The sequence below is a fragment of the Enterobacter sp. JS8-1 genome (genome assembly GCF_049187015.1).
GTDB lineage: Bacteria > Pseudomonadota > Gammaproteobacteria > Enterobacterales > Enterobacteriaceae > Enterobacter > Enterobacter mori.
Map to the genome: position 1 here is coordinate 597,088 of NZ_CP185805.1, position 22,220 is coordinate 619,307.

At 57.8% G+C, this 22,220-nt stretch carries 22 protein-coding genes; 10 read left to right on the forward strand and 12 right to left on the reverse strand.

Annotated features, from left to right (window positions below; all coding sequences use genetic code 11):
• Positions 1-78 precede the first annotated feature (78 nt).
• On the forward strand, positions 79-558 hold the full coding sequence (locus ACOQH0_RS02875; protein WP_421511494.1) for a carboxymuconolactone decarboxylase family protein: 480 nt from the start codon (positions 79-81) through the stop codon (positions 556-558).
• Here ACOQH0_RS02875 and ACOQH0_RS02880 read toward each other — a convergent pair.
• Positions 545-1,447 (reverse strand): LysR family transcriptional regulator, encoded by a 903-nt coding sequence (locus ACOQH0_RS02880; protein WP_421511495.1) that lies wholly within the window; start codon positions 1,445-1,447, stop codon positions 545-547. The two genes, ACOQH0_RS02875 and ACOQH0_RS02880, sit on opposite strands and share 14 nt — an antisense overlap.
• Positions 1,448-1,547: 100 nt before the next feature.
• On the opposite strand from ACOQH0_RS02880, the gene ACOQH0_RS02885 reads away from it, so the two are divergent.
• Entirely contained in the window at positions 1,548-2,963 is a 1,416-nt protein-coding gene (locus ACOQH0_RS02885) for an aldehyde dehydrogenase family protein (RefSeq protein ID WP_421511496.1), read from the forward strand.
• Between the two features lie 74 nt (positions 2,964-3,037).
• Here ACOQH0_RS02885 and ACOQH0_RS02890 read toward each other — a convergent pair whose 3' ends face one another.
• Positions 3,038-4,195, reverse strand: coding sequence for a DDE-type integrase/transposase/recombinase (locus ACOQH0_RS02890; RefSeq protein ID WP_421511020.1), 1,158 nt, complete (start codon positions 4,193-4,195; stop codon positions 3,038-3,040).
• A 218-nt stretch (positions 4,196-4,413) separates the two neighbouring features.
• Here ACOQH0_RS02890 and ACOQH0_RS02895 point away from each other — a divergent pair, with 218 nt between their 5' ends.
• The 6 genes from ACOQH0_RS02895 (at position 4,414) to ACOQH0_RS02920 (ending at position 8,544) form a co-directional block, all read left to right on the forward strand.
• Positions 4,414-4,737 carry an antibiotic biosynthesis monooxygenase family protein gene (locus tag ACOQH0_RS02895; RefSeq protein ID WP_100165540.1) on the forward strand — a complete coding sequence of 108 codons (324 nt, stop codon included), beginning with the start codon at positions 4,414-4,416 and terminating at the stop codon, positions 4,735-4,737.
• Positions 4,730-5,125, forward strand: coding sequence for an amino acid-binding protein (locus ACOQH0_RS02900; RefSeq protein WP_421511497.1), 396 nt, complete (start codon positions 4,730-4,732; stop codon positions 5,123-5,125). Before ACOQH0_RS02895 ends, ACOQH0_RS02900 begins: the two co-directional genes overlap by 8 nt.
• Entirely contained in the window at positions 5,100-5,795 is a 696-nt protein-coding gene (locus tag ACOQH0_RS02905; RefSeq protein ID WP_421511498.1) for an ArsR/SmtB family transcription factor, read from the forward strand. Before ACOQH0_RS02900 ends, ACOQH0_RS02905 begins: the two co-directional genes overlap by 26 nt.
• A 148-nt stretch (positions 5,796-5,943) precedes the next feature.
• Positions 5,944-6,414 carry a MarR family winged helix-turn-helix transcriptional regulator gene (locus tag ACOQH0_RS02910; protein ID WP_421511499.1) on the forward strand — a complete coding sequence of 157 codons (471 nt, stop codon included), beginning with the start codon at positions 5,944-5,946 and terminating at the stop codon, positions 6,412-6,414.
• A complete protein-coding gene (locus ACOQH0_RS02915) occupies positions 6,411-7,478 on the forward strand; it encodes an HlyD family secretion protein (RefSeq protein ID WP_421512321.1) in 1,068 nt (355 codons plus the stop codon). The genes ACOQH0_RS02910 and ACOQH0_RS02915 overlap by 4 nt, the downstream gene beginning before the upstream one ends.
• Positions 7,468-8,544, forward strand: coding sequence for a DUF2955 domain-containing protein (locus ACOQH0_RS02920; RefSeq protein WP_042717330.1), 1,077 nt, complete (start codon positions 7,468-7,470; stop codon positions 8,542-8,544). The genes ACOQH0_RS02915 and ACOQH0_RS02920 overlap by 11 nt, the downstream gene beginning before the upstream one ends.
• Here the strand turns inward: ACOQH0_RS02920 and ACOQH0_RS02925 are convergent.
• The 3 genes from ACOQH0_RS02925 to ACOQH0_RS02935 are packed head-to-tail and all read right to left on the reverse strand — an operon-like array spanning position 8,541 to position 11,260.
• The gene (locus ACOQH0_RS02925; protein ID WP_421511500.1) at positions 8,541-9,812 is read right to left on the reverse strand and encodes a DUF445 domain-containing protein; all 1,272 of its coding nucleotides are present in this window, start codon (positions 9,810-9,812) and stop codon (positions 8,541-8,543) included. The two genes, ACOQH0_RS02920 and ACOQH0_RS02925, sit on opposite strands and share 4 nt — an antisense overlap.
• A 3-nt stretch (positions 9,813-9,815) precedes the next feature.
• Complete coding sequence (locus ACOQH0_RS02930; protein ID WP_421511501.1) at positions 9,816-10,469, reverse strand: LysE family translocator; 654 nt, start codon at positions 10,467-10,469, stop codon at positions 9,816-9,818.
• A gap of 47 nt (positions 10,470-10,516) precedes the next feature.
• Positions 10,517-11,260 carry a helix-turn-helix domain-containing protein gene (locus tag ACOQH0_RS02935; RefSeq protein WP_421511503.1) on the reverse strand — a complete coding sequence of 248 codons (744 nt, stop codon included), beginning with the start codon at positions 11,258-11,260 and terminating at the stop codon, positions 10,517-10,519.
• A gap of 151 nt (positions 11,261-11,411) precedes the next feature.
• On the opposite strand from ACOQH0_RS02935, the gene ACOQH0_RS02940 reads away from it, so the two are divergent.
• Positions 11,412-12,782, forward strand: a complete 1,371-nt coding sequence (locus tag ACOQH0_RS02940; RefSeq protein WP_420985783.1) for an NAD-dependent succinate-semialdehyde dehydrogenase — start codon at positions 11,412-11,414, stop codon at positions 12,780-12,782.
• A 168-nt stretch (positions 12,783-12,950) separates the two neighbouring features.
• Here ACOQH0_RS02940 and ACOQH0_RS02945 read toward each other — a convergent pair whose 3' ends face one another.
• Positions 12,951-13,496, reverse strand: a complete 546-nt coding sequence (locus tag ACOQH0_RS02945) for a YfaZ family outer membrane protein (RefSeq protein ID WP_089598031.1) — start codon at positions 13,494-13,496, stop codon at positions 12,951-12,953.
• Between the two features lie 410 nt (positions 13,497-13,906).
• Here ACOQH0_RS02945 and ACOQH0_RS02950 point away from each other — a divergent pair, with 410 nt between their 5' ends.
• Positions 13,907-15,265, forward strand: coding sequence for an esterase-like activity of phytase family protein (locus ACOQH0_RS02950; RefSeq protein ID WP_421511504.1), 1,359 nt, complete (start codon positions 13,907-13,909; stop codon positions 15,263-15,265).
• 87 nt (positions 15,266-15,352) lie between these two features.
• Here the strand turns inward: ACOQH0_RS02950 and yjiA are convergent, their stop codons facing one another.
• The 6 genes from yjiA to hpaB all read right to left on the reverse strand — a co-directional run bounded on the left by yjiA (position 15,353) and on the right by hpaB (position 22,150).
• Positions 15,353-16,306, reverse strand: coding sequence for a GTPase (gene yjiA / locus ACOQH0_RS02955; protein ID WP_421511505.1), 954 nt, complete (start codon positions 16,304-16,306; stop codon positions 15,353-15,355).
• A 10-nt stretch (positions 16,307-16,316) separates the two neighbouring features.
• Complete coding sequence (locus ACOQH0_RS02960) at positions 16,317-16,520, reverse strand: YbdD/YjiX family protein (RefSeq protein WP_003856610.1); 204 nt, start codon at positions 16,518-16,520, stop codon at positions 16,317-16,319.
• Between the two features lie 96 nt (positions 16,521-16,616).
• Positions 16,617-18,770, reverse strand: a complete 2,154-nt coding sequence (locus tag ACOQH0_RS02965) for a carbon starvation CstA family protein (protein WP_100165532.1) — start codon at positions 18,768-18,770, stop codon at positions 16,617-16,619.
• Positions 18,771-18,987: 217 nt separating this feature from the next.
• A complete protein-coding gene (locus ACOQH0_RS02970; RefSeq protein ID WP_421511507.1) occupies positions 18,988-19,878 on the reverse strand; it encodes a helix-turn-helix transcriptional regulator in 891 nt (296 codons plus the stop codon).
• A gap of 179 nt (positions 19,879-20,057) precedes the next feature.
• On the reverse strand, positions 20,058-20,570 hold the full coding sequence (locus tag ACOQH0_RS02975) for a 4-hydroxyphenylacetate 3-monooxygenase reductase subunit (protein ID WP_108417169.1): 513 nt from the start codon (positions 20,568-20,570) through the stop codon (positions 20,058-20,060).
• Positions 20,571-20,587: 17 nt separating this feature from the next.
• Positions 20,588-22,150, reverse strand: a complete 1,563-nt coding sequence (gene hpaB / locus ACOQH0_RS02980) for a 4-hydroxyphenylacetate 3-monooxygenase, oxygenase component (protein WP_010427196.1) — start codon at positions 22,148-22,150, stop codon at positions 20,588-20,590.
• Positions 22,151-22,220 lie beyond the last annotated feature (70 nt).

The window sequence follows — 22,220 nt, forward strand, 5'->3', positions numbered from 1 at the left end:
TATCTTTTTACTATGTCATGAACGGCGTAGATTTGCCTCATCGCATGACACATGCCGCACATAAAAAGAGGAAAGACAATGAGCACTCGCGTCAACCACCATAAAGCTACACCTGCCCTCGCCAACGCCCTGTCCGCCCTGAGCATGGAGGTGGCAAAAACCTCCATCGACCCGGCGCTGAAGCACCTGATCGACATTCGCGTATCGCAGCTCAACGGCTGCACCTTCTGCCTGGATATGCACTCGAAAGAGGCCAAAATCGCCGGCGAGCGCGAGCTGCGTCTGTACCATCTGGCGGCCTGGCGCGAGTCTCCGCTGTTCAGCGCCCGCGAGAAAGCCGCGCTGGCGTTCACCGAAGCGCTGACCCAAATCGGCGTTCACGGCGTGAGCGATGCGCTCTACCGCAGCGTGGCGGAACATTTCTCCGACGTGGAAATTTCAGAGCTGAACTTCGCCATCGTGGCGATCAACGCCTGGAACCGTCTGGGGGTCACCTCCCGCATGGAACCCGGCTCGCTGGATGCGGCTTACGGGCTGAATAAGGCTAACCTGGAATAATCCCGCGCTCGCGGATCGTCGCCACCAGCGCCCGTAGCCCCGGCGGGACGTGGCGATGGCCTGGGTAGTACAGGCGCAGCCCGGCAAACGGCTGCGCCCAGTCGTTTAACACGCTCACCAACTCTCCCTTTTCAAGCTCTTCACGAATATAGAGTTCCGGCAAAAATCCCACCCCTAATCCCGCTTTCACGGCGCGGATCGAGGCGAAAAGATCCGATGTCGCAAAGCGCGGCGGCACGGCAAGGGCATACGTTTCACCCCGACGCGCCAGCTCCCAGCGGTAGATCCCGCCGTGGGCCATGCGCATGCCGATCCCCTGATGTGAAAGCAGATCGTCCGGCGTCTGCGGAATGCCGTGACGTGCAAAATAGTCCGGCGTGGCGGTGACCAACTGGCGGATTTCTCCGGTCAGCGGCACGGCGATCATGTCCTGCGGCACGGACTCCTCCAGGCGGATCCCCGCGTCATAGCCTTCCGCGACGATGTCGATCATTCGCGCTTCGCTGGCGGTCTCTACGCGCATCTTCGGGTAGCGGATCATAAAGTCGATCAGCAGCTGGTCCAGAAACAGGGTGCCGATATGGTTCGGCACGTTCAGACGCAGCGTGCCAGTAAGTTCCCCGGCGTCACTGTGGATCTCCTCCCCGGCGAGACGGATCTCCTGCAGAGCCGGGCCGATACGCGCCACGTATCGCTGTCCGGCGTCGGTGAGTGCCACGCTGCGGGTGGTACGATTAAAGAGGCGGGTATCAAGGCGACTCTCCAGCCCGGCGATGGCGTTGCTTACCGCCGTGGCGGACATGCCCAGCTCCTGCGCCGCGGCGCGAAAGCTGCCGCGTCGCACGACGGCCATCACGACTTCCAGCTCTGTCAGACCTGAACGATGCATAGATTATCCTGAAAATCGAAACAACCCTTGCAGCATAGCGTGGATTATCGCAACGGAGAAGCCGTGCCAGACTGTGCTCACACAGCCTGAGGAGGTTTATATGCACACCATCGAACAGATCTTTATTAACGGCAAATTTGTTACCCCGCACGGCACCGAGTGGTTTGATTTGTACAACCCGGCGACGGCGCGGGTCATCGGCCAGGTTCGTCTGGCGGATGAGGTCGACGCAGAGCGCGCCATTGCGGCGGCAAAAGCGGCGTTTCCGGCGTGGTCGCAGACCACAAAGCAGGAACGCATCGCCGCGCTGAAGCGCATGCACGCCGCCGTAGTCGCCCGACACGACGATCTGCTGGAAGCGGTCATTGAAGAGTACGGTGCCCCCGCCTCGCGCTCGGCGTGGATGGCCAGCTATCCGGCGGAGGTGATTGCTCAGGCCATTGAGGCGCTGGAGGCGTTTGCATTCGTCACCCCCGCAGGCGCAGCCACGGTGCAGATGACGCCGCTTGGCGTGGCCGGGCTGATTACGCCGTGGAACAGCGACGCGGGGTTTATCTGCGGCAAGCTGGCGGCCGCGCTGGCGGCGGGCTGCACGGCGGTGATCAAGCCGAGCGAAATGAGCGCTCTGCAAACGCAGATCGTCACCGAAGCGCTGCGCGATGCCGCGCTGCCGCCGGGCGTGTTTAACATCGTCACCGGACGCGGCGAGACGGTAGGTGAGACCATCAGCCGCCATCCGGACGTGGCAAAAATCTCGTTTACCGGCTCCACGAATACCGGTAAGGCGATCCTGCGCAACGCGGCGGAGAGCTTTAAGCGCGTGACGCTGGAGTTAGGCGGTAAATCGCCGACGATCCTGCTGGATGATGTGGATCTGACTCAGGCGATCCAGCTGGCGATCCAGGCCGGGTTTATGAACAGCGGGCAGGCGTGCGTAGCCGGGACGCGTATTCTGGTGCCCCGGTCGCGTCAGACTGAAATTGAAGCCGCGCTGGCGCAGGCCGTGGCGGCGGTGAAATCCGGCGACCCGCGCGATAGCGCGACAGAGGTTGGCCCGATGGTCAGCGAGAAGCAGTGGCAGCGGGTGCAGGGGTATATCCGCAAAGGGATCGAAGAAGGGGCGCGCCTGCTGGCGGGCGGCGAAGGGCGACCGGACGGGACGCGAGACGGCTGGTTTGTGCGTCCGACGCTGTTTACCGACGTGAACAACCAGATGACCATTGCCCGTGACGAGATCTTCGGCCCGGTGCTGTGCGTGATTCCGTATCAGGACGAGGCGGAGGCTGTCGCCATTGCCAATGACACAGAATACGGACTGAGCGCGATGGTGCTGGGCGGCGATGCGGACCGCGCGCGACGTGTGGCGCAGCAGATTGTTTCCGGTCGCGTGCTGGTGAACACGCTTGCCCATGAACCGAAAGCACCGTTCGGCGGGTTCAAGCACTCCGGCGTGGGGCGCGAGATGGGTGAGTGGGGAATTCGGGCATTTATGGAGCCGAGGTCGGTTCTGGGTTAAACCCTGCCCGGTGGCGCTACTGTATGACCGGATACATAGGTGACAGATCAGACCGGGAACATAGGTAACACTTTTCAGTCTATCCGGAGCACACTCTCGGTTTTTCGGTCGTAGTACGCAAGCGTTATTCCGTTAAAGATGATGGCCTCAAGGCCATCATCCTGTTCTTCCAGCATGATGTACTCATCAGTCAGCGCTTCACTCAGGAACACCGTCCCCTTTTTCCCCATATAGAGTGTCCCCCGCGATTTCACCCTGTAGACCGTACCGCCTTCCGGATACGCGTATTCAGGAACACGGCCATCCCAGTGTCGGTTCGAGGGGTGCCATACCGTTCCGGGCGTTGCACCCGCCAGAGCTTCGTGCGGCCTTTCGTAGTTAAATTCTTCCCGGTAGTCACTGAACCACCGCTGTTGTTCTTCCATCGTCATGAAGGTGTTGCCCTGTTTCACCGCACTTTTCAGGGAGCGGTGCATTCGCTCATGACGGCCATTTTCTTCCGGATGCCCCTTCCTGATACGCTCAGGCCTGATGCCCAGTTTGATTAGCCAGACGGCAAGACGACTTAGTCCGGCTATCCCTGTTCCCGCGAAGGGCTGACCGTTATCGGTTCTGAGCACTTCCGGCAGACCGTATTCCAGGAACGCATCCGTCAGGCACTGTCTGACGAAGGGCTCACTCTCCCGGTCCGTTCCCCGGCAGCTCAGAAGATACCGGCTGTGATTGTCGGTCAGGGTGAAAGGATGACAGTATTCCCGGCTCAGCAGCCTGAACTTGCCTTTAAAATCAGCACTCCAGACCTGATTGTTCTCACTGATGGTGGTCAGGGGCTGGCGATTGCCCGGGGTCCTGCGTTTTCGCTTTTTATCCGGAACCAGGCCTTCACGCTTGAGGATATCGCCGATAGTGCTGGCAGCAGGTACGGTAAAATCGACATGATGATTGAGCAGCCACATCCGCAGTTTTTTGGGGCCCCAGTCAGGGTGTTTTTGCCTCAGGGCCGTAAGCTGTCCGGCGATATCATCAGGAACCGTCCGGGAGTGGGAGTGTGGTGCGCGCGACCGGTCAGAGAGAGATGACAGGTCAGAGGGGTCAAAACGCCGAAGCCATTTATAGCCGGTTTTACGGCTGATGCCAAAAAGACGGCAAAGCGCGGAGAAGGAGTCCGTACCTGCATGGCAGGCACGGATAAAATCAAGGCGTTGCATAGGTCGGGTCTCAGTCCAGGGCATAGCGAGTCTCCTCTTCTATGCCAGTTATAACTGTTACCCATGTATCCGGTCTAAAGTGTTACCCATGTTTCCGGTTCATACCCTACGCTTACCGGGCCTACATGAGCCCGTAGGCCGGATAAGCGCAGCGCCATCTGTCTTAACACTTCGCTCCTTACCGAAGTATTGTGCTTTTTCCTCCTGCATTCTCTCCTCTCCCTCACAACGGAGACACACACATGATTGCAGTCCTTTTTGAAGCCAAAGCGGAGCCTCATCATCAGGCGCGCTACTTGCAGCTTGCCGCAGAACTCAAGCCTTTGCTGGCGGACATCGACGGCTTTATTGATATCGAACGGTTTCAGAGCCTGACCACCGACGGCAAAATTCTCTCGCTCTCCTGGTGGCGTGACGAAGAGGCTATCCTTCGCTGGAAGCAGAACGCGTTTCACCAGGCGGCGCAGGCCGAAGGGCGCGAGTCGATTTTCGCGTACTACCGCATTCGCGTGGCGCAGGTGGTGCGGGAATATACTTCTGAAACCGGGGGGCATAGCGATGTATGACGTTCATGTGATTTTTAGCGATATCCCCGGTGAACTGGCGCGCTTTGGACAGCTGCTGGGCCGCAGCGGTGTGGGGCTGGAAGGCGGTGGTGTATTTGGAACGCATGCCCATTTCCTGGTGGAAGAGGGGGAAAAAGCCCGTCGTGTGCTGACCGATGGCGGGTTCAACGTGCAGGCCGTACGCAAGCCGGTCATCAGAAAACTCAAGCAGGAGCGTCCCGGCGAGCTCGGTGAAATTGCAATGGCGCTGGCGGCGGGCGGCGTGTCTATCCTTACCCAATACAGCGACCATGCGAATCACCTTATTCTGCTGACGGATGATGATAAGCTGGCCGCAGAGATCACCGAACCCTGGGCGACGAATGTTAAAGACGAGCTTACCCCCTGATAACAGCGCGGCGCTGGAGCAGGCCGTTGCGGCGGTGGCGGCGGCAATGGCCGATCCGTCGCGCGTGAAGATGCTCTGTGCTCTGATGGACGGGCGGGCGTGGACGGCTACAGAGCTGAGCGCGGCGGCAGACGTTGCGCCGTCGACAGCCAGCGGGCATCTCGCGCGGCTGGTGGAGGGAAAGCTGATTACCTGCCTGTCTCAGGGGCGGCATCGCTACTATCGCCTGGCGGGGCACGACGTGGCGGCGCTGGTCGAGCAGATGATGGGGCTCTCCTGGAGCCGCATCACGCCGCCGGAAACCTCCGCGCCGAAAGCCCTGCGCGAAGCGCGAACCTGCTACGACCATCTTGCGGGCGCGGTGGCCGTGCAGATCTATGAATTCATGCAGGCGGAAGGCTGGCTTGAGGCTGATGGTTCCGCGTTGACCCTGTATGGCCGGGAGCAGTTCTTGGCGCTCGGTATTCAGTTAAGCGCTCATCCGCGTCGCAAGGCCTGCTGCGCCTGCCTGGACTGGAGCGAGCGGCGGTTTCATCTTGGCGGTGAGGCGGGCGCGGCGCTGTTGATTTATCTGGAAAGCAAAGGTTGGATCCAGCGGGTGGCGGGGTACCGGGAGGTGGTGGTGACGGCGTCGGGGAAAAGTGCCGTCAGGAAGCATTTTAGCCGCTAAACTTTGCTGCGGGCTGGTGCCCTCACCCAGGCCCTCTCCCTGTGGGAGAGGGAGACATCCTTTCGCAATTCCTGCGCTTTAACTTCTCGTTTCTTGATACTTATCATGATAACTATTATCGTGACCGCGTGTGACGAGAGGTTTCCCCATGAGTGAAGAAGAACTGTTCTGCCGCAGGCCGATGGGTATGCGGATGGCGATGATCGTGCGCCAGTGGCGTGCCGTCATCGACGATGCCATTCTCAATACCGGGTTAACCCAGTCGAGCTGGACGGTGATGATGCAGCTTCATCAGCTCGGGGATAACGTCTCCATGACTGAGCTGGCGGAGGTGCAGGGCATTGAACTGCCGCCGCTGATGCGCACCCTGACACAGCTGGAAAAGCAGGGTTACCTGCTGCGCGCCGTATCGCCTTATGACAAGCGCATCCGGCTTCTGACGTTGACGCCTGAAGGAAAAGCCATATTAAAAAGGCTCACTCAGGTGATTGAGACATATCAGGCGCGCGTATCGCAAAACATCGCGCCGGAACATATCGAGATTTTCAGCGCCACGTTAAATCAAATCGCCTGCAATTTGCGGACAATCCGCGAAGAAGATAACAAGACCGAAAAATAATGACTCCTGAACAAAAGTTTGCCCGCTGGGTAAGGGTGAGTATTGCCTCTTTCCTGCTGATGTTTGTCTACTTTATCGTCGCGGATATCTGGATCCCGCTGACGCCGGACTCCACCGTGATGCGCGTGGTAACGCCGGTTTCTCCGCGCGTCTCCGGCTATGTGGCGGCGGTACATGTCCACAACAACAGCCAGGTGAGGAAAGGCGATCTGCTGTTTGAACTCGACAACACGCCGTTTCGCAACAAAGTGGAAGCTGCGCAAATCGCGCTTGAGCAGGCACGTCTGTCTAACGAACAGCTGGATGCGCAGATCGCCTCCGCGCAGGCCAGCCTGAAAACCGCCGTGCTGACCGCACGTAACGACAAAGTGACTTTCGACCGCTACCAGAAGCTGAGCACCCTGCAGAGCGTCTCGCAGGCGGATCTGGATAAGGTCCGTACCACCTGGCAGAGCAGCGAGCAGTCCGTCAGTTCCATTCAGGCCAACATCCATAACCTGCGTATTCAGCGCGGCGAGCGAGACGAGCACCGCAACGTGACGCTGCAAAAATACCGCAACGCGCTGGATGACGCGGAGCTGAATCTCGGCTGGACGAAAGTTTACGCAGAAGCGGACGGCACGGTGAGTAACTTACAGTTAAGCCCTGGCTTTTACGCTTCGTCCGGCTCAGCCGCGCTGGCGCTGGTGAACAACCAGACCGATATCGTCGCCGATTTCCGCGAGAAGAGCCTGCGCCACACCCATCAGGGCACCGACGCCGCTGTGGTGTTTGACGCCTTCCCGGGACAGGTGTTCCGCGCCCACGTGACCAGCAGCGACGCGGGGATCCTCGCCGGACAAGAAGCGGTTAACGGTGAACTCTCCGAACCGGAGACCTCCAACCGCTGGGTGCGCGATGCCCAACGCATGCGCATTCACGTCGCGCTGGACGAGGCGCTGCCGAAGCATCTGCCGACCGGCGCACGCGCCACCGTGCAGCTCTATAACAGCGAGGGGCCGTTTGCGCGCTTCTTCTCCGGGATGCAGATCCACCTGGTGAGCCTGCTTCATTATGTCTATTAGCACCCTGGCGCGGGTGTTTACCCCGCACGGCAATATCGTCTACACGGCAAACGACTTTCGCCAGACCCTGCGCATCGTCTTTGCCGGGATGATTGCGCTCAGCATCTCCAGCTTCTACAACACCAGCTACGGCGTGTTTTTTGTGGTCTACCCGATCATGCTGCTGTCGCTGGTGCCGGTGTTTAACCGCCACGTGGCGAAGCAGTTTATCTTCAGCGCCGCGCTTAACTGCGTCGAAATGATCTTCATCATCGGCTATCTGTCGCAATGGCCGGTCATCATGACGCTGGTGGTGTTTGCCCTGTACGTGATGCGTTTTCGCTTTATGAGCAAGGGGCCGCTGTTTCTGTTTGGCTCAATGGGCGTGGTATGCCAGAGCGTGATGCTCAATTTTATGAGCTACCCCACTACCAACTGGCACACGCTGCTGTTTTCCAACATCGAAGCGAGCATCATGGCGGTGTGCCTGAGCGCGCTGATGAACTATCTGCTGCCGGACGTGGAGCCCCGCAAGCCGCCGCCGCTGATTGAGAAAGACGATGCTCGCGTGCGCCACGAATCGCTGCTCTCCGGCACCGTCGCGACGCTGATATTCGTGGTGTTCCAGATTAGCGACTTAAGCGATTCGCTCTCCGCGCTGATGGCGGGGATTTTGATTCTGTTCCCCATGCACTACCGCGGTTCGGTGATGAGCTCTATCTGGCGCGTGGTCGGCGTGGTGCTGGGCTGCCTCTATATTCTGGTGGTGCAGCTGATCCTCTACGATCACAGCAGCCATATGCTATTGATGATGCCCCTGATTGGCCTCGGGCTGGCGTTTGGCGCGCGCCTGCACGTGATGGAGAAGGTGGGCGCGGGCGTGGGGTTTTCCAGTATTACCACCATCGGCATTATGTTCGGGCAGAACATGCATCCGGACACTGACCTGGTGTTCAGCGATCTCTATCGCATCACGTCCGTCACCTTTTCGCTGGTAGCAACGCTGACGATGGTATTTCTGGTGCACCTGATCCTTAACCGCTTTGAGGCGACGCGTTACCTCATCGCGCCGCCTAAAGCAGACTAATGCCCCAGCACGGCAGGCAGCTGCGAGAGTAAAAACAGGATCAGGCCAATCGTCCCGCCCACCAGCGTGCCGTTGACGCGGATGAACTGCAGATCTTTACCGATATTCAGCTCTATCTGGTGGGACATATCTTTGGCGTCCCAGCTTTTGACCGTGTCGCTGATGTGGCGGGTCAGGAACGCGGCAAAATCCGGTGCGACGCGATGGGCGGCCTGCTCCAGATGTTCATTCAGCGAAGCCTGCAGGTTAACGTCGTTTGTCAGCGTTTCACCGAACCACTGACCGGCATTAGCAACGCGCTGCTTCATGCGGGAATCCTCGCTCTGCATATCCGTTTTCAGCCACTGGCGCAGGTCAGCCCACATCTCGCCCAGATAGCGGTTAAACGCCTCATCGTTTTTCAGGTAGTGCTTGATGTTGTCGGCTTTCGCCGCCATCTCCGGATCGGTTTTCAGGTTGTCGATAAGCTTCAGCGTAGCGCGGTCAAATGCCTGGCGGATCTGGTGCGTGCGGTCGTGGCTGATATCGTCCAGCAGCGTATTCACCGCGTTCGACACCATCTCCGCGCTTTGATCGCCCAGCCACTCGGTAGGCAGTACCATCGCTTTGCGCGGATGCTCGGTCTTCAGCCAGTGAACAATTTGGTCAGAGATAAATTCCCGCGTGCTCTCCCGTTGAATCAAGGTAATCAGGCGGTTGATGATCGCATCCAGCAGCACCTGGTGGCGGTTGTTTTTGGTCATGCTCTCCAGCATGACGGCGCTGGTTTCGGTGAGATCGACCTTATCGATGGCCTTATGCACCGCCCGTTTGAGCAATCGCTGAATACGCCCGTCGTCGGTGAGTTCCAGAAAACCGCTCATCACCTGAATCAAATGCTGCCCGACGCGCTGCGCGTTATCCGGCTGGCTGAACCAGGTGCCGATCATTTTTGCCGGTTCATAGCGGCGGATCAACGCCACCAGCGATTGCGTATCGAGAAATTTCTCCTGCACGAACTGGCCAAGATTGTCGCCGATTCGGTCCTTATTACGCGGAATAATCGCCGTATGACGCGAAATAAACGGAATGGGCACCCGGCGAAACAGCGCAACCACGGCAAACCAGTCTGCCAGCGCGCCGACCATCGCCGCCTCGGCAATGGCCTTCACGCCGCGCACCCAGAAGGTCTGCGGCAGGAACAGGGTAGTGATAAACGCTGCGGCAGCAATCAGCAGCAGCGACAGCGCGAGAAGCTTGGCGCGTTTGAGTTCAGCTATTTTTTCCATGGGTTAAGAATAGAGGGAGACGGGGGGAATGTGCAAAAACCGCCACAACACCCACCCACCAAACCCCATCAGCACCACCCCTGCCGTGCGCTCAATCCACCACAGCGAACGGCTGAGCCTCTGCTGGACCGCGGGCAGCCCCATCAGCGACACCAGCGCCAGATCCCACACCAGCACCACCAGCACCATCCATAGACCGCAGGTCGACTGCTGAAGCAGCGTGACGTCCGGCCCCAGCAGCGCCGTCATCAGCGCCAGATAGAACAGCGCATTCTTCGGATTAAGGAGCGCCGAGCCGAGCCCCAGCAGGATCTGCTTGCGCAGTGAGGGAAAGCGCTGCTGGGTCTCATTCAGCGCCAGCGCTTGCGGGCGGCTGCGCACCAGATGCGAGCCGATCCACAGCAGGTACAGCGCCCCGCAAAGCTCGATAAGCGTAAACAGCCAGGTAAACTGGCGCAGCGCGCTCCAGCCGATAATCACCAGAAGAATATAAAGCGCGTTACCCGCGGCGATGCCGAAGCACAATCCCGCGCTGCCGCGCACCCGATAGCGCGCGGCGTAGCCTACCAGCAGGAAGAAATCCGGGCCCGGGCTTAGCAGGGCAACAAAGTGCGCCAGCGCCAGGGCGAGAAAAGCGGAAGGGAATAACAGTTCCATAGCGACCTCAGTTAACAATCTGAGGTCAGAGTACGGCGCGGCAGAACCTATTTATTGTCTGATATTGATCGGCCCGTGGCGTACTGGCGCGGCGTGGCGGCGGTATAGCTCACGAAGGTCTTATGAAAATGGCTCTGGTCGGCAAAACCGCTCTGGTAGCCAACGTCGACAATATCATCCCCGGCGCGCAGCCGCGCTTTGGCGTATTCCACGCGGGAGATGTTGAGGAAGCTGCCCGGCGTCAGGCCGGTGTCCTGCTTGAAGGTGCGAATCAGCGTCTCCTTGCGCAGCGAAAAGCGTTGAGCAAGCTCGTCAAGCGAAGGTGGTGCAGCAAGGTCGGAAAGAAATGCCTCCTGAACCTGCTGGCTGGTTGAACGAAGCGCATCTGCGTTATCTGTGCCGCGGGGAAGGGCAGAAAGCAGCATGTCCAGGGCTGCTGAAGACAGCGTCTCGACAACGTCCAGGTACTGGGCAAACAGGTCAGGGCTACGAATCACCTGTAGCGCCAAAGGAAGCTCAGTGTCGATATAGAGCATATGGTAGCTGCGCGGTTGCCCGGCGACGGGGTTGCAGCTGTGCGGCGCACAGGACGGGATCACAATGAGATCCCCGGGATGAAGGATGTACTCTCTGTCGTGACAAACGCAGCAGGTCTGGCCCTCCACAATCGCGCCGATGGAAAGCTGAGGGTGACTATGGCGTTTGTACGCCTGGGTGCTCTGCCAGGTGCTGCGCAGCTCAAGGCCTGAGGCGCGGTGAAAAGTCTGACGGACGTGTCGGGTATCGGTCATGGGCGCTCCTTCTGAAGGTTTTTTATACCACGTCAGCGAACCCTCTGGCAGCGCTTCATTAAGAACCTTCCGGATATACCCAACTTTACGCCCACAGCCAGTCATGTTGACTACCCTTAATACCCTAAGCGGTAAAACAAGGAGATTCGACATGGCTTATCAGACAGTAAATCCTGCCACTAACCAACTCATCAAAGAATACCCCTCACATACCGATGCGGATATCGAAGCGGCGCTCAAGGCGGCCGATGCGCTGTACCATTCGGACTGGGCGAAAGGCGACATCAGCCAGCGCCTGCCGGTGCTGCATAAGCTTGCCGACCTGATCGACGCGCGCGTGGAGGATCTGGCGAAAATCGCCAGCCAGGAGATGGGTAAGCTCATCGAACAGAGTCGCGGCGAGGTGAAGCTGTGCGCGCAGATCGCTCGCTACTACGCCGACAACGCGAAGCAGTTCCTGGCGCCGGTGAAATATGATTCAGAACTCGGTGAAGCCTGGGTGGAGCACCACCCCATCGGCGTGCTGATGGCCGTTGAGCCGTGGAACTTCCCGTACTACCAGCTGATGCGAGTGCTGGCTCCAAACCTGGCGGCGGGCAACCCGGTGATCGCCAAGCATGCCAGCATCGTGCCGCACTGCGCCGAAACCTTTGCCCACCTGGTGCGCGAGGCGGGAGCGCCGGAAGGGGCATGGACCAACCTGTTTATCTCTTCGGATCAGGTGGCAAATATTATTGCCGACGATCGCGTGCAGGGGGCAGCGCTGACCGGTTCCGAAAAAGCGGGCAGCGTTGTAGCGGCGCAGGCGGCGAAGCACATCAAGAAATCTACGCTTGAACTGGGCGGTAACGATGTGTTCGTGGTGCTGGACGATGCCGACCTTGATAAAGCCGTGAAGATCGGCGTTAACGCGCGGCTCAACAATGCCGGACAGGTTTGTACGGCGGCGAAGCGCTTTATCCTGCACGAGAAGATTGCTGATACGTTCCTGAGCAAATTTACCGAGGCGTTTAAGCAGGTGAAGATAGGCGATCCGCTGGACGAAAGCACCACGCTGGGGCCCCTGTCGTCTAAAGACGCGCTCGAAACGCTGACCAAACAGGTTAACGAGGCGGTGAAAAACGGCGCGACGCTGCACCATGGTGGCAAGCCCGTACAGCGTGACGGGAGCTTCTTCGAACCGACGATCCTGACGAATATCTCCCGCGACAACCCGGCGTACTTCGAGGAGTTCTTCGGCCCGGTAGCGCAGATGTACGTCGTGAAAAGCGACGACGAGGCGGTTGCGCTGGCGAACGACTCTCACTACGGTCTGGGCGGCGCGGTGTTCAGCCAGGATATTGAGCGTGCGAAGAAAATGGCGTCGCGGATTGAGACCGGGATGGTGTACATCAACTGGCTCACCGATACCGCGGCAGAACTGCCGTTTGGCGGCGTGAAGCGGTCCGGTTACGGGCGCGAGCTGTCGGATCTGGGGATCAAAGAGTTTGTGAACCAGAAGCTGGTGGTGGTGCGTAAGTAAGAGGTAATAAAAAACCTGCCAACCGGCAGGTTTTCCATGAAGAGTACTATACCCTTTCTTGCCGGGTGGCGCTGCGCTTACCCGGCCTACAATGTGCAACAGTATCAATAGATTGCACAGTTCATTGTAGGCCCGTGCAAGCGTAGCGCCGCCGGGCGTAATACAGCCTTAGAAGCTCACGCCGCCGCCCACGTACGCACCGTCAATCAGGGTGTGGTTTGGACGACCATCTTTGCCGTCAACGCTCACGTGGCGGTAACCCACTTTCAGCGTAACCGGTTTGATTGGGGTCCAGCTTACGCCGCCGTTAGCTTCAACATAGTTTTTCACGCTGTTGTTCAGCCCGTCTGGCGCAACGTAACCTTCGCCGAAGACCTTGATGCTGTCGGTCAGAGCAACGTTCACGCCGCCGCCGATTGGGAACGCCACGCCGTTATCGCCTTTTTTCGGGCCAACGTAGAGAGCCTTAGCGCCTGCGTTCAACATCACCGGGCCGACTTCAACGTTGTAGCCTGCACCTACGCCACCGGTCGTGGTGCCGTCATCGGTATTTTTCAGCCAGTTGCCTTCGGTATACAGGCCGGAGGTAGATTTACCCATTTCCACATTCAGGTTGGTAAAGTTTTTACCCTGCTCAATGCTGCCGCCCATTGCCAGTGCGGAGCCAGATACCGCGGTCAGAGCGGAAAGGATAAGTACGTTAAGCTTTTTCATGAGTGTTCCTCGTTATCAAATTAATCTGAGGGCACCTTAACAACGGATGTTTATGACTGCAAATGTGATATCTATCGCAGTTTTATGCTGTTTTTGTTGGGGGTTTAATCTTTATCTGTTGCCAAATTGTTTGTTTAGAAGGTCGTCAATGACAAATAAATTCGCGTTTAGGAACAGTTTAGATTTTTGGCTAAACGACAACTGAACGAGGCAAAGAAAGCCATTTGAGATGAATTAATTGAGTTTCTAATAATTTCCAAAAGTGTTTCAGTTGTCACAGATAAAGACAGAGGTTTACATTTCTGGTGGTTGCTATACGTAATTTTGTGCAGATCCGTCGTCCTTTCATGTCATTTTTCTGACACGTTTCTTCATTACGGTGTTGGCTTCACTAACTGGATGCTAACAACATGAAAAGAAAAATCATTCCTGTACTCGTGGGCTGTGCGCTCTCATTCTCTGCCGTGGCGGCACAACCTACCGCAGAGCGCTATATCGTCAGCTTCCCTGAAGGCTCGCATGTGAAATACAGCGGCGCGTTTGCCAGCGCGTTTCCGAACGGACTCCCGGTAGGGATTGGCTCTGGCCTGCTGTTTACCGGCAAACAGGGGGACGCCCTGACCTTTGCGACCGTGACCGATCGCGGTCCCAACGCCGATGCGCCAAAAAGAGGTAAAAACGAAGCCAAAATATTTGTCACGCCAGATTTCGCGCCGCTGCTGATGACCATTCGCGTCCAGAACGGCAAGGCAGAGGCAACCGATGCCCGTCCGCTGCATGACGATAAAGGCGAGATTAACGGTCTGCCGCTGCAAAGCGGCGTGATTGGCTCCACCAATGAAGTGGCATTCAGCGACACGCTAAACATTCTGAAGGGCGATAACCGCGGCCTGGACACGGAAGGCATCACGCCGGACGGTAAAGGCGGCTACTGGCTGTGCGACGAGTATGGCCCGTTCCTGATTAACGTCGACAGCAAAGGGAAGATCCTGGCGATCCACGGGCCGCAGGCGGCGGAAGGGGAGAAATCCATCGCGGGCGGTCTGCCAAACATTATCAAATGGCGTCAGGCGAATCGGGGCTTTGAAGGCCTGACCCGCATGCCGGACGGGCGGATTATCGCCGCCGTGCAAAGTACGCTGGATATCGACGGTAAGAGCAAAAAGCAGGCGCTGTTTACGCGTCTGGTGAGCTTCGACCCGGCGACCGGGAAAACCGCGATGTACGGTTACCCTATCGACAGCGCGGCCTACAGCAAAAACAGCGACGCCAAAATCGGCGACATCGTGGCGCTCGATGACCAGCACATTCTGCTGATTGAGCAGGGAAGCGATAAAAACGACGGGATGCGTAACCTGATTTATAAGGTGGATCTCAGTAAGGCGAGCGATCTGAGCGCCTTTGACAAGCCGGGCGAGTACCCGGAGTTTGATGATGAGAAAACCCTGGCGCAGCGCGGCATAACGCTTGCTGCAAAAACGCAGGTCGTCGATCTCCGCGCGCTCGGCTGGCAGCAGGAGAAGGCCGAAGGGCTGGCGCTGATCGACAGCAAACGGCTTGCGGTGGCGAACGATAACGACTTTGGCGTGAAGGTGGCGATGCAACATCCGGTCGAGGGCAAAAAGCTCAAGGATTATCGGGTGAATGCGGAAGGCAAGCTGACGCTGGATGATAAACCGGTGGAAACCACGCTCAGCGTGAAGCCGCTGAAGAAGCCGGAGTCTGACAGCGAGCTGTGGATTGTGACGCTGCCGGAGGCGGTGAAATAAGTATCCCCCTCACCCCAGCCCTCTCCCTCAAGGGAGAGGGGGCGTCTGTGCAGGCAATATTTTATGGGCAGAGGGGATACATAGCGGTTATTTCTTCAGCCCTGCAAACGCCGCCCGAATTTCCTCTTCCGGCAGCTGGATGCCAATAAACACCATCACGCTGTGCGGCGGTTCATCGCCCCACGGCCTGTCCCAGTCGGCGCTGTACAGGCGCTGTACGCCCTGAAACAGCAGGCGGTTCGGCTCGCCGTCAATCCACAGCATCCCTTTGTAGCGCAGTAGCTTGTCGGCAAACGACAGCAGCAGGTTCTCCATCACGCGCGAAACCTCACCGATGTCCACCGGATAGTCCAGCTCCACCACAATCGACGCCACGTCGTTTTGCTTGTCTCCCATAAAGTGGAAGCGCGGTTTTGCGGTGACGTTCTCTTCCAGCATAAAGCCGTTGGTGTTGAACAGCTGAGACAGATCGATGTCGCCACGCGTCACCGTGTAAATCGGCGCGCGGGAGTTAATGCGGGTCAGACGCTCGCGCAGCTTAACGCTTTCGCCCGCCACGTCGGTTTTGGTCAGCAGGATGCGGTCGGCGTAGCCCACCTGAGACTGGGCGATGGTGAACTGGTTCATCTGCTCGTCGGCGTGGACCGCATCGACCAGGGCAATGACACCGTCCAGCAGATAGCGCTGGCAGAGGATCTCGTGCGAGAAAAAGGTCTGAATAATCGGGCCGGGGTCGGCCATGCCGGTGCACTCGATCACCAGACGGTCAAAGTCGATTTCACCGCGATCGCGGCTGTCGAGCAGGTCAAGCAGGGCGTCTTCCAGCTCGTTAGAGCGGGTACAGCAGATGCAGCCGTTGGTGAGGGTTTTGATCTGGGTGGCGCGATCGCCAATCAGCTGGTCGTCAACGGAGACTTCGCCGAACTCGTTTTCGATAACGGCGATTTTGAAGCCATGCTGTTCATTCAGGATGTGGCGCAGCAGGGTGGTTTTACCGGCGCCGAGGAAACCGGTCAGCAGGGTAACGGCAATCGGGGTCATGGTCTCTCCTTTAGCAGCAGCGGACGCCGCCTTCTCCACTTCCGCCGTAGCGCGCTTCCTGCCGCTCGCGGAAGAATTCGGTGTAGGTCATGTACGGCTTATCCGGATGGTTGGTCTTCATATGCTCAACGTAGTTGTCATAGTCCGGAATGCCAATCAGCATTTTTGCCGCCTGACCGAGGTATTTTTTTGCTTCGCCTAAATTACCAAACATTGTGGGTTCCAGACAGAAAAAGCCCGGTGGCGCTACGCTTACCGGGCCTACAGTTTCTGTGTAGGGCGGGTCAGCGTAGCGCCACCCGCCATTTTTTTAATGGTGTGAAGAGGTCTTCACGCCGCCTTCCGGCACCGGCACGTACGGGGTTTCTTTATCCGTACGACCGTCGGCGTTGCGCACGTTCATCCAGGTTTTGATGCCGTAGAAGATGATGCTGTACACCACCACCAGGAACAGAATGCTCAGACCCGCGTTGGTGTAGTTGTTCACCACGATATGGTTCATGTTGGCAATCTGCTGCGCGGTCAGATCCGCGCCGCCTGCGGCAATCTTCTCTTTGTACTGGTTAGCCATGAAGAAGAAGCCTTCCAGCTGCGGGTTGGCGCTGAACAGCTTCAGGCCAAGCGCCCAGGTGGTGCAGAGCAGCAGCCACAGCGCAGGTACCACGGTGACCCAGATGTATTTGGTGCGTTTCATCTTCACGAGGACCACGGTACCGAGCACCAGAGCAACGGCTGCGAGCATCTGGTTAGAGATACCGAACAGCGGCCACAGGCTCTTCACGCCGCCGAGCGGGTCGACAACGCCCTGATACAGCAGGTAGCCCCACAGGCCTACGCAGCCCGCGGTACCCAGAATGCCCGCCACCAGAGAGTCGGTTTTCTTCAGGAACGGCACGAAGTTACCGAGCAGGTCCTGCAGCATGAAGCGGCCCGCACGGGTACCCGCATCCAGCGCGGTCAGGATGAACAGCGCTTCGAACAGAATACCGAAGTGGTACCAGAAGCCCATGTCCGCCCACGGCAGCACTTTGTGGAACACGTGCGCGATACCGACGGCCAGCGTCGGTGCGCCACCGGCGCGGTTCAGCACGGACGGTTCGCCGATGTCTTTCGCGGTCTGCATGATCTGCTCAGGCGAAATCACGAAGCCCCAGGAGCTGACGGTCGCCGCCGCGTGTGCGCTTGCGTCTTTCAGCTGCGCCATAATCAGCGCCGCGTTGTCACCGCCCATCTCGTGCAGGTTTGGCATGGTAATGCCGAGGCCAGCAGGCGGGGTGTTCATCGCGAAGTACAGACCCGGTTCGATAATGGAGGCTGCAACCAGCGCCATGATCGCCACGAAGGACTCCATCAGCATTGCGCCGTAGCCGATCAGACGCGCATCTTTCTCGTTCGCCAGCAGCTTAGGCGTGGTGCCGGAGGCAATCAGGGCGTGGAAGCCAGAGACCGCACCGCAGGCGATGGTGATGAACAGGAACGGGAACAGGGCGCCTTTCCACAGCGGGCCGGTGCCGTCGATGTACTGCGTTACCGCAGGCATTTTCAGATCCGGGTTAATCACCAGGATGCCGATCGCCAGACCGACGATAACGCCGATTTTCAGGAAAGTCGCCAGGTAGTCACGCGGGGCCAGAATCAGCCAGACCGGCAGCAGCGCGGAGATAAACGCATAGCCAATCAGCGCGAAGGTAATGGTGGTGTCCTTGAAGGTCAGCGCTGGGCCCCAGTACGGGTCGTGCGCAATCACGCCGCCGAAGTAGATGGAGGCCACCAGCAGCACGATACCAATCACCGACACTTCACCCACGCGTCCCGGTCTCAGGAAGCGCATGTAAATACCCATGAACAGCGCAATCGGCACGGTTGAGCAGACGGTGAAGACGCCCCACGGGCTTTCGGCCAGCGCTTTCACTACGATCAGGGCCAGCACCGCGAGGATGATGATCATAATCAGGAAGCAGCCGAACAGGGCGATAGTCCCCGGCACACGGCCCATCTCTTCTTTGACCATCTCACCCAGAGAAGCACCGTTACGGCGAGAAGAGATAAACAGCACCATAAAGTCCTGCACCGCACCTGCCAGCACTACGCCAGCGAGCAGCCACAGGGTACCCGGCAGGTAGCCCATCTGCGCGGCCAGCACCGGGCCGACCAGCGGGCCTGCACCAGCGATAGCGGCAAAGTGGTGACCAAACAGCACGTAGCGGTTGGTTGGCACGTAGTTCAGGCCGTCATTGTTAATGACCGCCGGCGTGGCGCGCGTCGGGTCGAGCTTCATGACCTTCTGCGCGATGTACAAGCTGTAGTAGCGATAAGCCACAAGATAGACGGAAACGGACGCGACCACGATCCACAGGGCGCTTACGTGTTCGCCCCGGCGTAATGCGACAACCGCCAGACAAAAAGCGCCGAGGATCCCGAGTAAGGCCCAGGGCACGTGCTTCAGTAGTTTTTTAGTATCCATAGTAAGACCTGGTTTTTTATGTAAAGAAAAAAGGGTCAGGGTTCGTTGTGAGGAGGTATTGATTAATGCTGGAGCGATCGTGCCAGATCCTCGCGCGTGTAAAGGACGGTAAATGAGTGAGTGGTTGAAAGTGATGGGTGAGCGGTCAAAGGTGAGGGCGAGTGGTTCAGGCTCGCCGCCGGTGGGAGAAAATTTGTGATTGCGATCACGCAGTTAGCTATACCGTGCACTCAGCCAGATAGGTTGTCAGGGTCGTCACCAGCTTTTCCCTCAGCCAGGCAGGTTCTAAAATGTGAATATTTGGCAGCCAGTACAAAAGCAGCGGCAAAATTTGGTTCTCATGTGCTGCCTGACAGCGGAGCGTGACGCCATCGTGATGGTCTTCCAGCAGCTCTTGTTCCGGCAGGAGATCGCGTCGCATAAAGTAATGGGAAATATTATCGTTGATAAATATTTTCACTTCGAAAGTATCTTCAGAGACCCAGGGATCGAGACTTTTTTCCAGTAGTTCAATCACGCTCTCTTCAGGAATAAATGTCGTGCCCTGAATATCCATCCAGCGAATCTGGCTCAGCGAAAAGGATTTTAACCTGCTATTTTCGGTGGCTTGTAAATACCATATATTTTTTTTGTTAATGAGTTTGTAAGGATTAATCAGACGGGTTTTACCTTTATAAACGATCTGACAAACATTATGGTTTTTAATCGATTTCTCAATTTTCGGTAAATAACGACCAATATCACGGTGTACGGTGTGCTCAGCGTCGTTGCCAAGAATAAGAATATTATTTTCATCAACGCGGTTTTCGAGTTTCTGCCAAAATTCGGTATTACGATCGGGGAAAAAGTTATCAGCATTCAGGAAGTTAGCAAGGGTGTGGTGCAGTCCTTGCGAGCCGGGAGATTGCGCTGAATGAATGAGCCGATATAGCCCATTTCCGGTATGTTCAACAATCGGGGAGAGCGCATTTAAATCGCGGTAGACAGTGCGCTCGGTAATTTTAAATTTATCCATGAGCGCACTGCGGTTTACCACACCGTGTAAATGTAGCTCAACCAGAATATCGACCAGACGTTCAGCCGAGCGGCTCCGCGTCGATTTAGCCATAAGGTCTTCCTGTATATTGGGGGCGGCGCTGAATGATGCGGGTAGCACTGACACGGGGTGTCAGTATTCAGGCACAGAAAATTTCTCTTATGGTTATATAACGGCGTGCTTTAGCGGAAACCTTAGGGGTTTTTTGTAGAAAGCCGCGCTGACCGAAGAAAGGTCAGCGCGGGAAGGGATTAAACGGCTGCTTCAAGCTCCATCATCACGGGGTGGAAGCGGCGTTTGAAATAGATCAGGCCGTGGCCCTCTTCACTGAGGATGATGTTTTTAATTTCAACGAGATAAACAAGATGCGTGCCGATGGTTTGCACCTGGCTTATCTCCCCTTCCAGGCTGGCGAGCGCGCCTTTTAGCACCGGCTGCGCCAGCGGGCCTTTCTGCCAGCAGGAGAGGGCAAAGCGCTCCTCCATGGCCATGCCGGTCATTCCGGCGAAATGGCGAGCCATGATCTCCTGCTCGTGGTTCAGCACGTTGACGCACAGCCTGCCGTTACCCTGAAAGACCGGGTTCATGGCGCTGTTGGCGTTGATGCACACCATGATCGAGGGCGGCGTGTCCGTCACCGAACAGACGGCGGTGGCGGTGATACCGCAGCGGCCCGCCTCGCCCTCGGTGGTGACCACATTAACCGCAGCCGACAGGCTGCTCATCGCGTCGCGAAAACGCAGGCGTTGTTCATCTGAATGCATTGCAACCTCCCGCTGCGCTATTTCAGCAGCTTGTCGAGCATGTTGATATCGGTGTTGTTGTGCAGGTGCGGCACCGTCCAGCCGTGCTGATCGTATTCGGACATGCAGCGGTCGACCATTGCCATCATTTTGTCCATGTTGCCGGAGCTCTGCGCCTGGCGCAGACACTGCAGGCGGATCTCATCCTGACTGCCGGAGTAGTTGATTTCGTACAGCTCGTGACGACCGCCAAACTCGCTGCCGATGGCATCCCACATCAGTTTCAAAATCTTGATGCGTTCAACGTGATCCATACCGTTGGAGCCGCGTACGTATTTCGCCAGATACTGGTCGATCTGCGGGTTGTTCAGGTCGCGGGCGCTGGAGGGCAGGTAGATCAGCCCGGAGGTGACGTTACGTTCGATGATGTTCTTGATCTTGGCGTAGGCCATCGGCGCCATGACGCGGTAGGTTTGCAGCGCGGCGTGATCCGGCAGATACGCGCCGTTGACCCACGGGGTGGCTTCGGAACACATGGAGTCGCTCAGCGCCCAGAACATGTTGCGCCAGGCCACCACTTCGCCGAGATCCGCCTGCACGCCGCGGAACTCCAGGGTACCGGTGCACTCGAGCGATTTCTTCAGCAGGGCGGTGATGAAGTCGAGCTTCACCGCCAGACGCACGCAGGCCTGCAGCGGGTACATGCGGGCGAAGCCGCCCTCCATCGTCCAGCGACGGCAGCGGTCGAAATCGCGGTAGATGAGCACGTTTTCCCACGGGATCAGCACGTGATCCATCACCAGGATCGCATCGTTCTCGTCAAAGCGGCTGGAGAGCGGGTAGTCGTACGGGGATCCGGTTGCGCCTGCCACCATCTCGTAAGAGGCGCGGGAGATTAGCTTCACGCCTTCGGCATCCATCGGCGCGACGAACATCAGCGCGAAGTCCGGGTTTTCGCCCATCACCTGCGCGGAGCCGAAGCCGATCATGTTGTAGTGGGTCAGCGCCGAGTTGGTTGCCACCACTTTCGCGCCGCTGACGATGATCCCGGCGTCGGTCTCTTTCTCCAGCTTGATGTAGACGTCTTTTACTTCGTCCGCCGGTTTGTGACGGTCGATTGGCGGGTTAACGATAGCGTGGTTGAAGTACAGGCCGGTTTCCTGAATGCGGGTGTACCAGTTACGGGCGTTCTGCTCGAACTGGCCGTAGAAGGCCGGGTTGGCACCGAGTGCGCAGCCGAACGCGGCTTTGTAGTCCGGCGTGCGGCCCATCCAGCCGTAGCTCAGGCGTGACCACTCGGCGATGGCGTCGCGCTGCTGGCGCAGGTCGTCGGCGCTTTTCGCCACGCGGAAGAACTTGTGGGTATAGCCGCCGCTGCCGGTATCGGTGCCCCAGCAGAGGGTATCCTGCATGTCCGGCTTGTGCAGCGCGTCGTACATCTGTGCGATAGAGGCCGCCGCGTTGCGAAACGCCGGATGGGTGGTGACGTCTTTGACGCGCTCGCCGTAGATGTAAATCTCACGACCGTCCTGCAGGCTTTTTAAATACTCTTCGCCGGTTAACGGACGTTTGGCATCAGCGCGGAAATCTTCAGGCTTCATAGGGACCTCGTATCGGAATAGGATTGTTAAATTTATGTTTTGTTTTTGTTGTTTAATTGAAGCCTGAGAG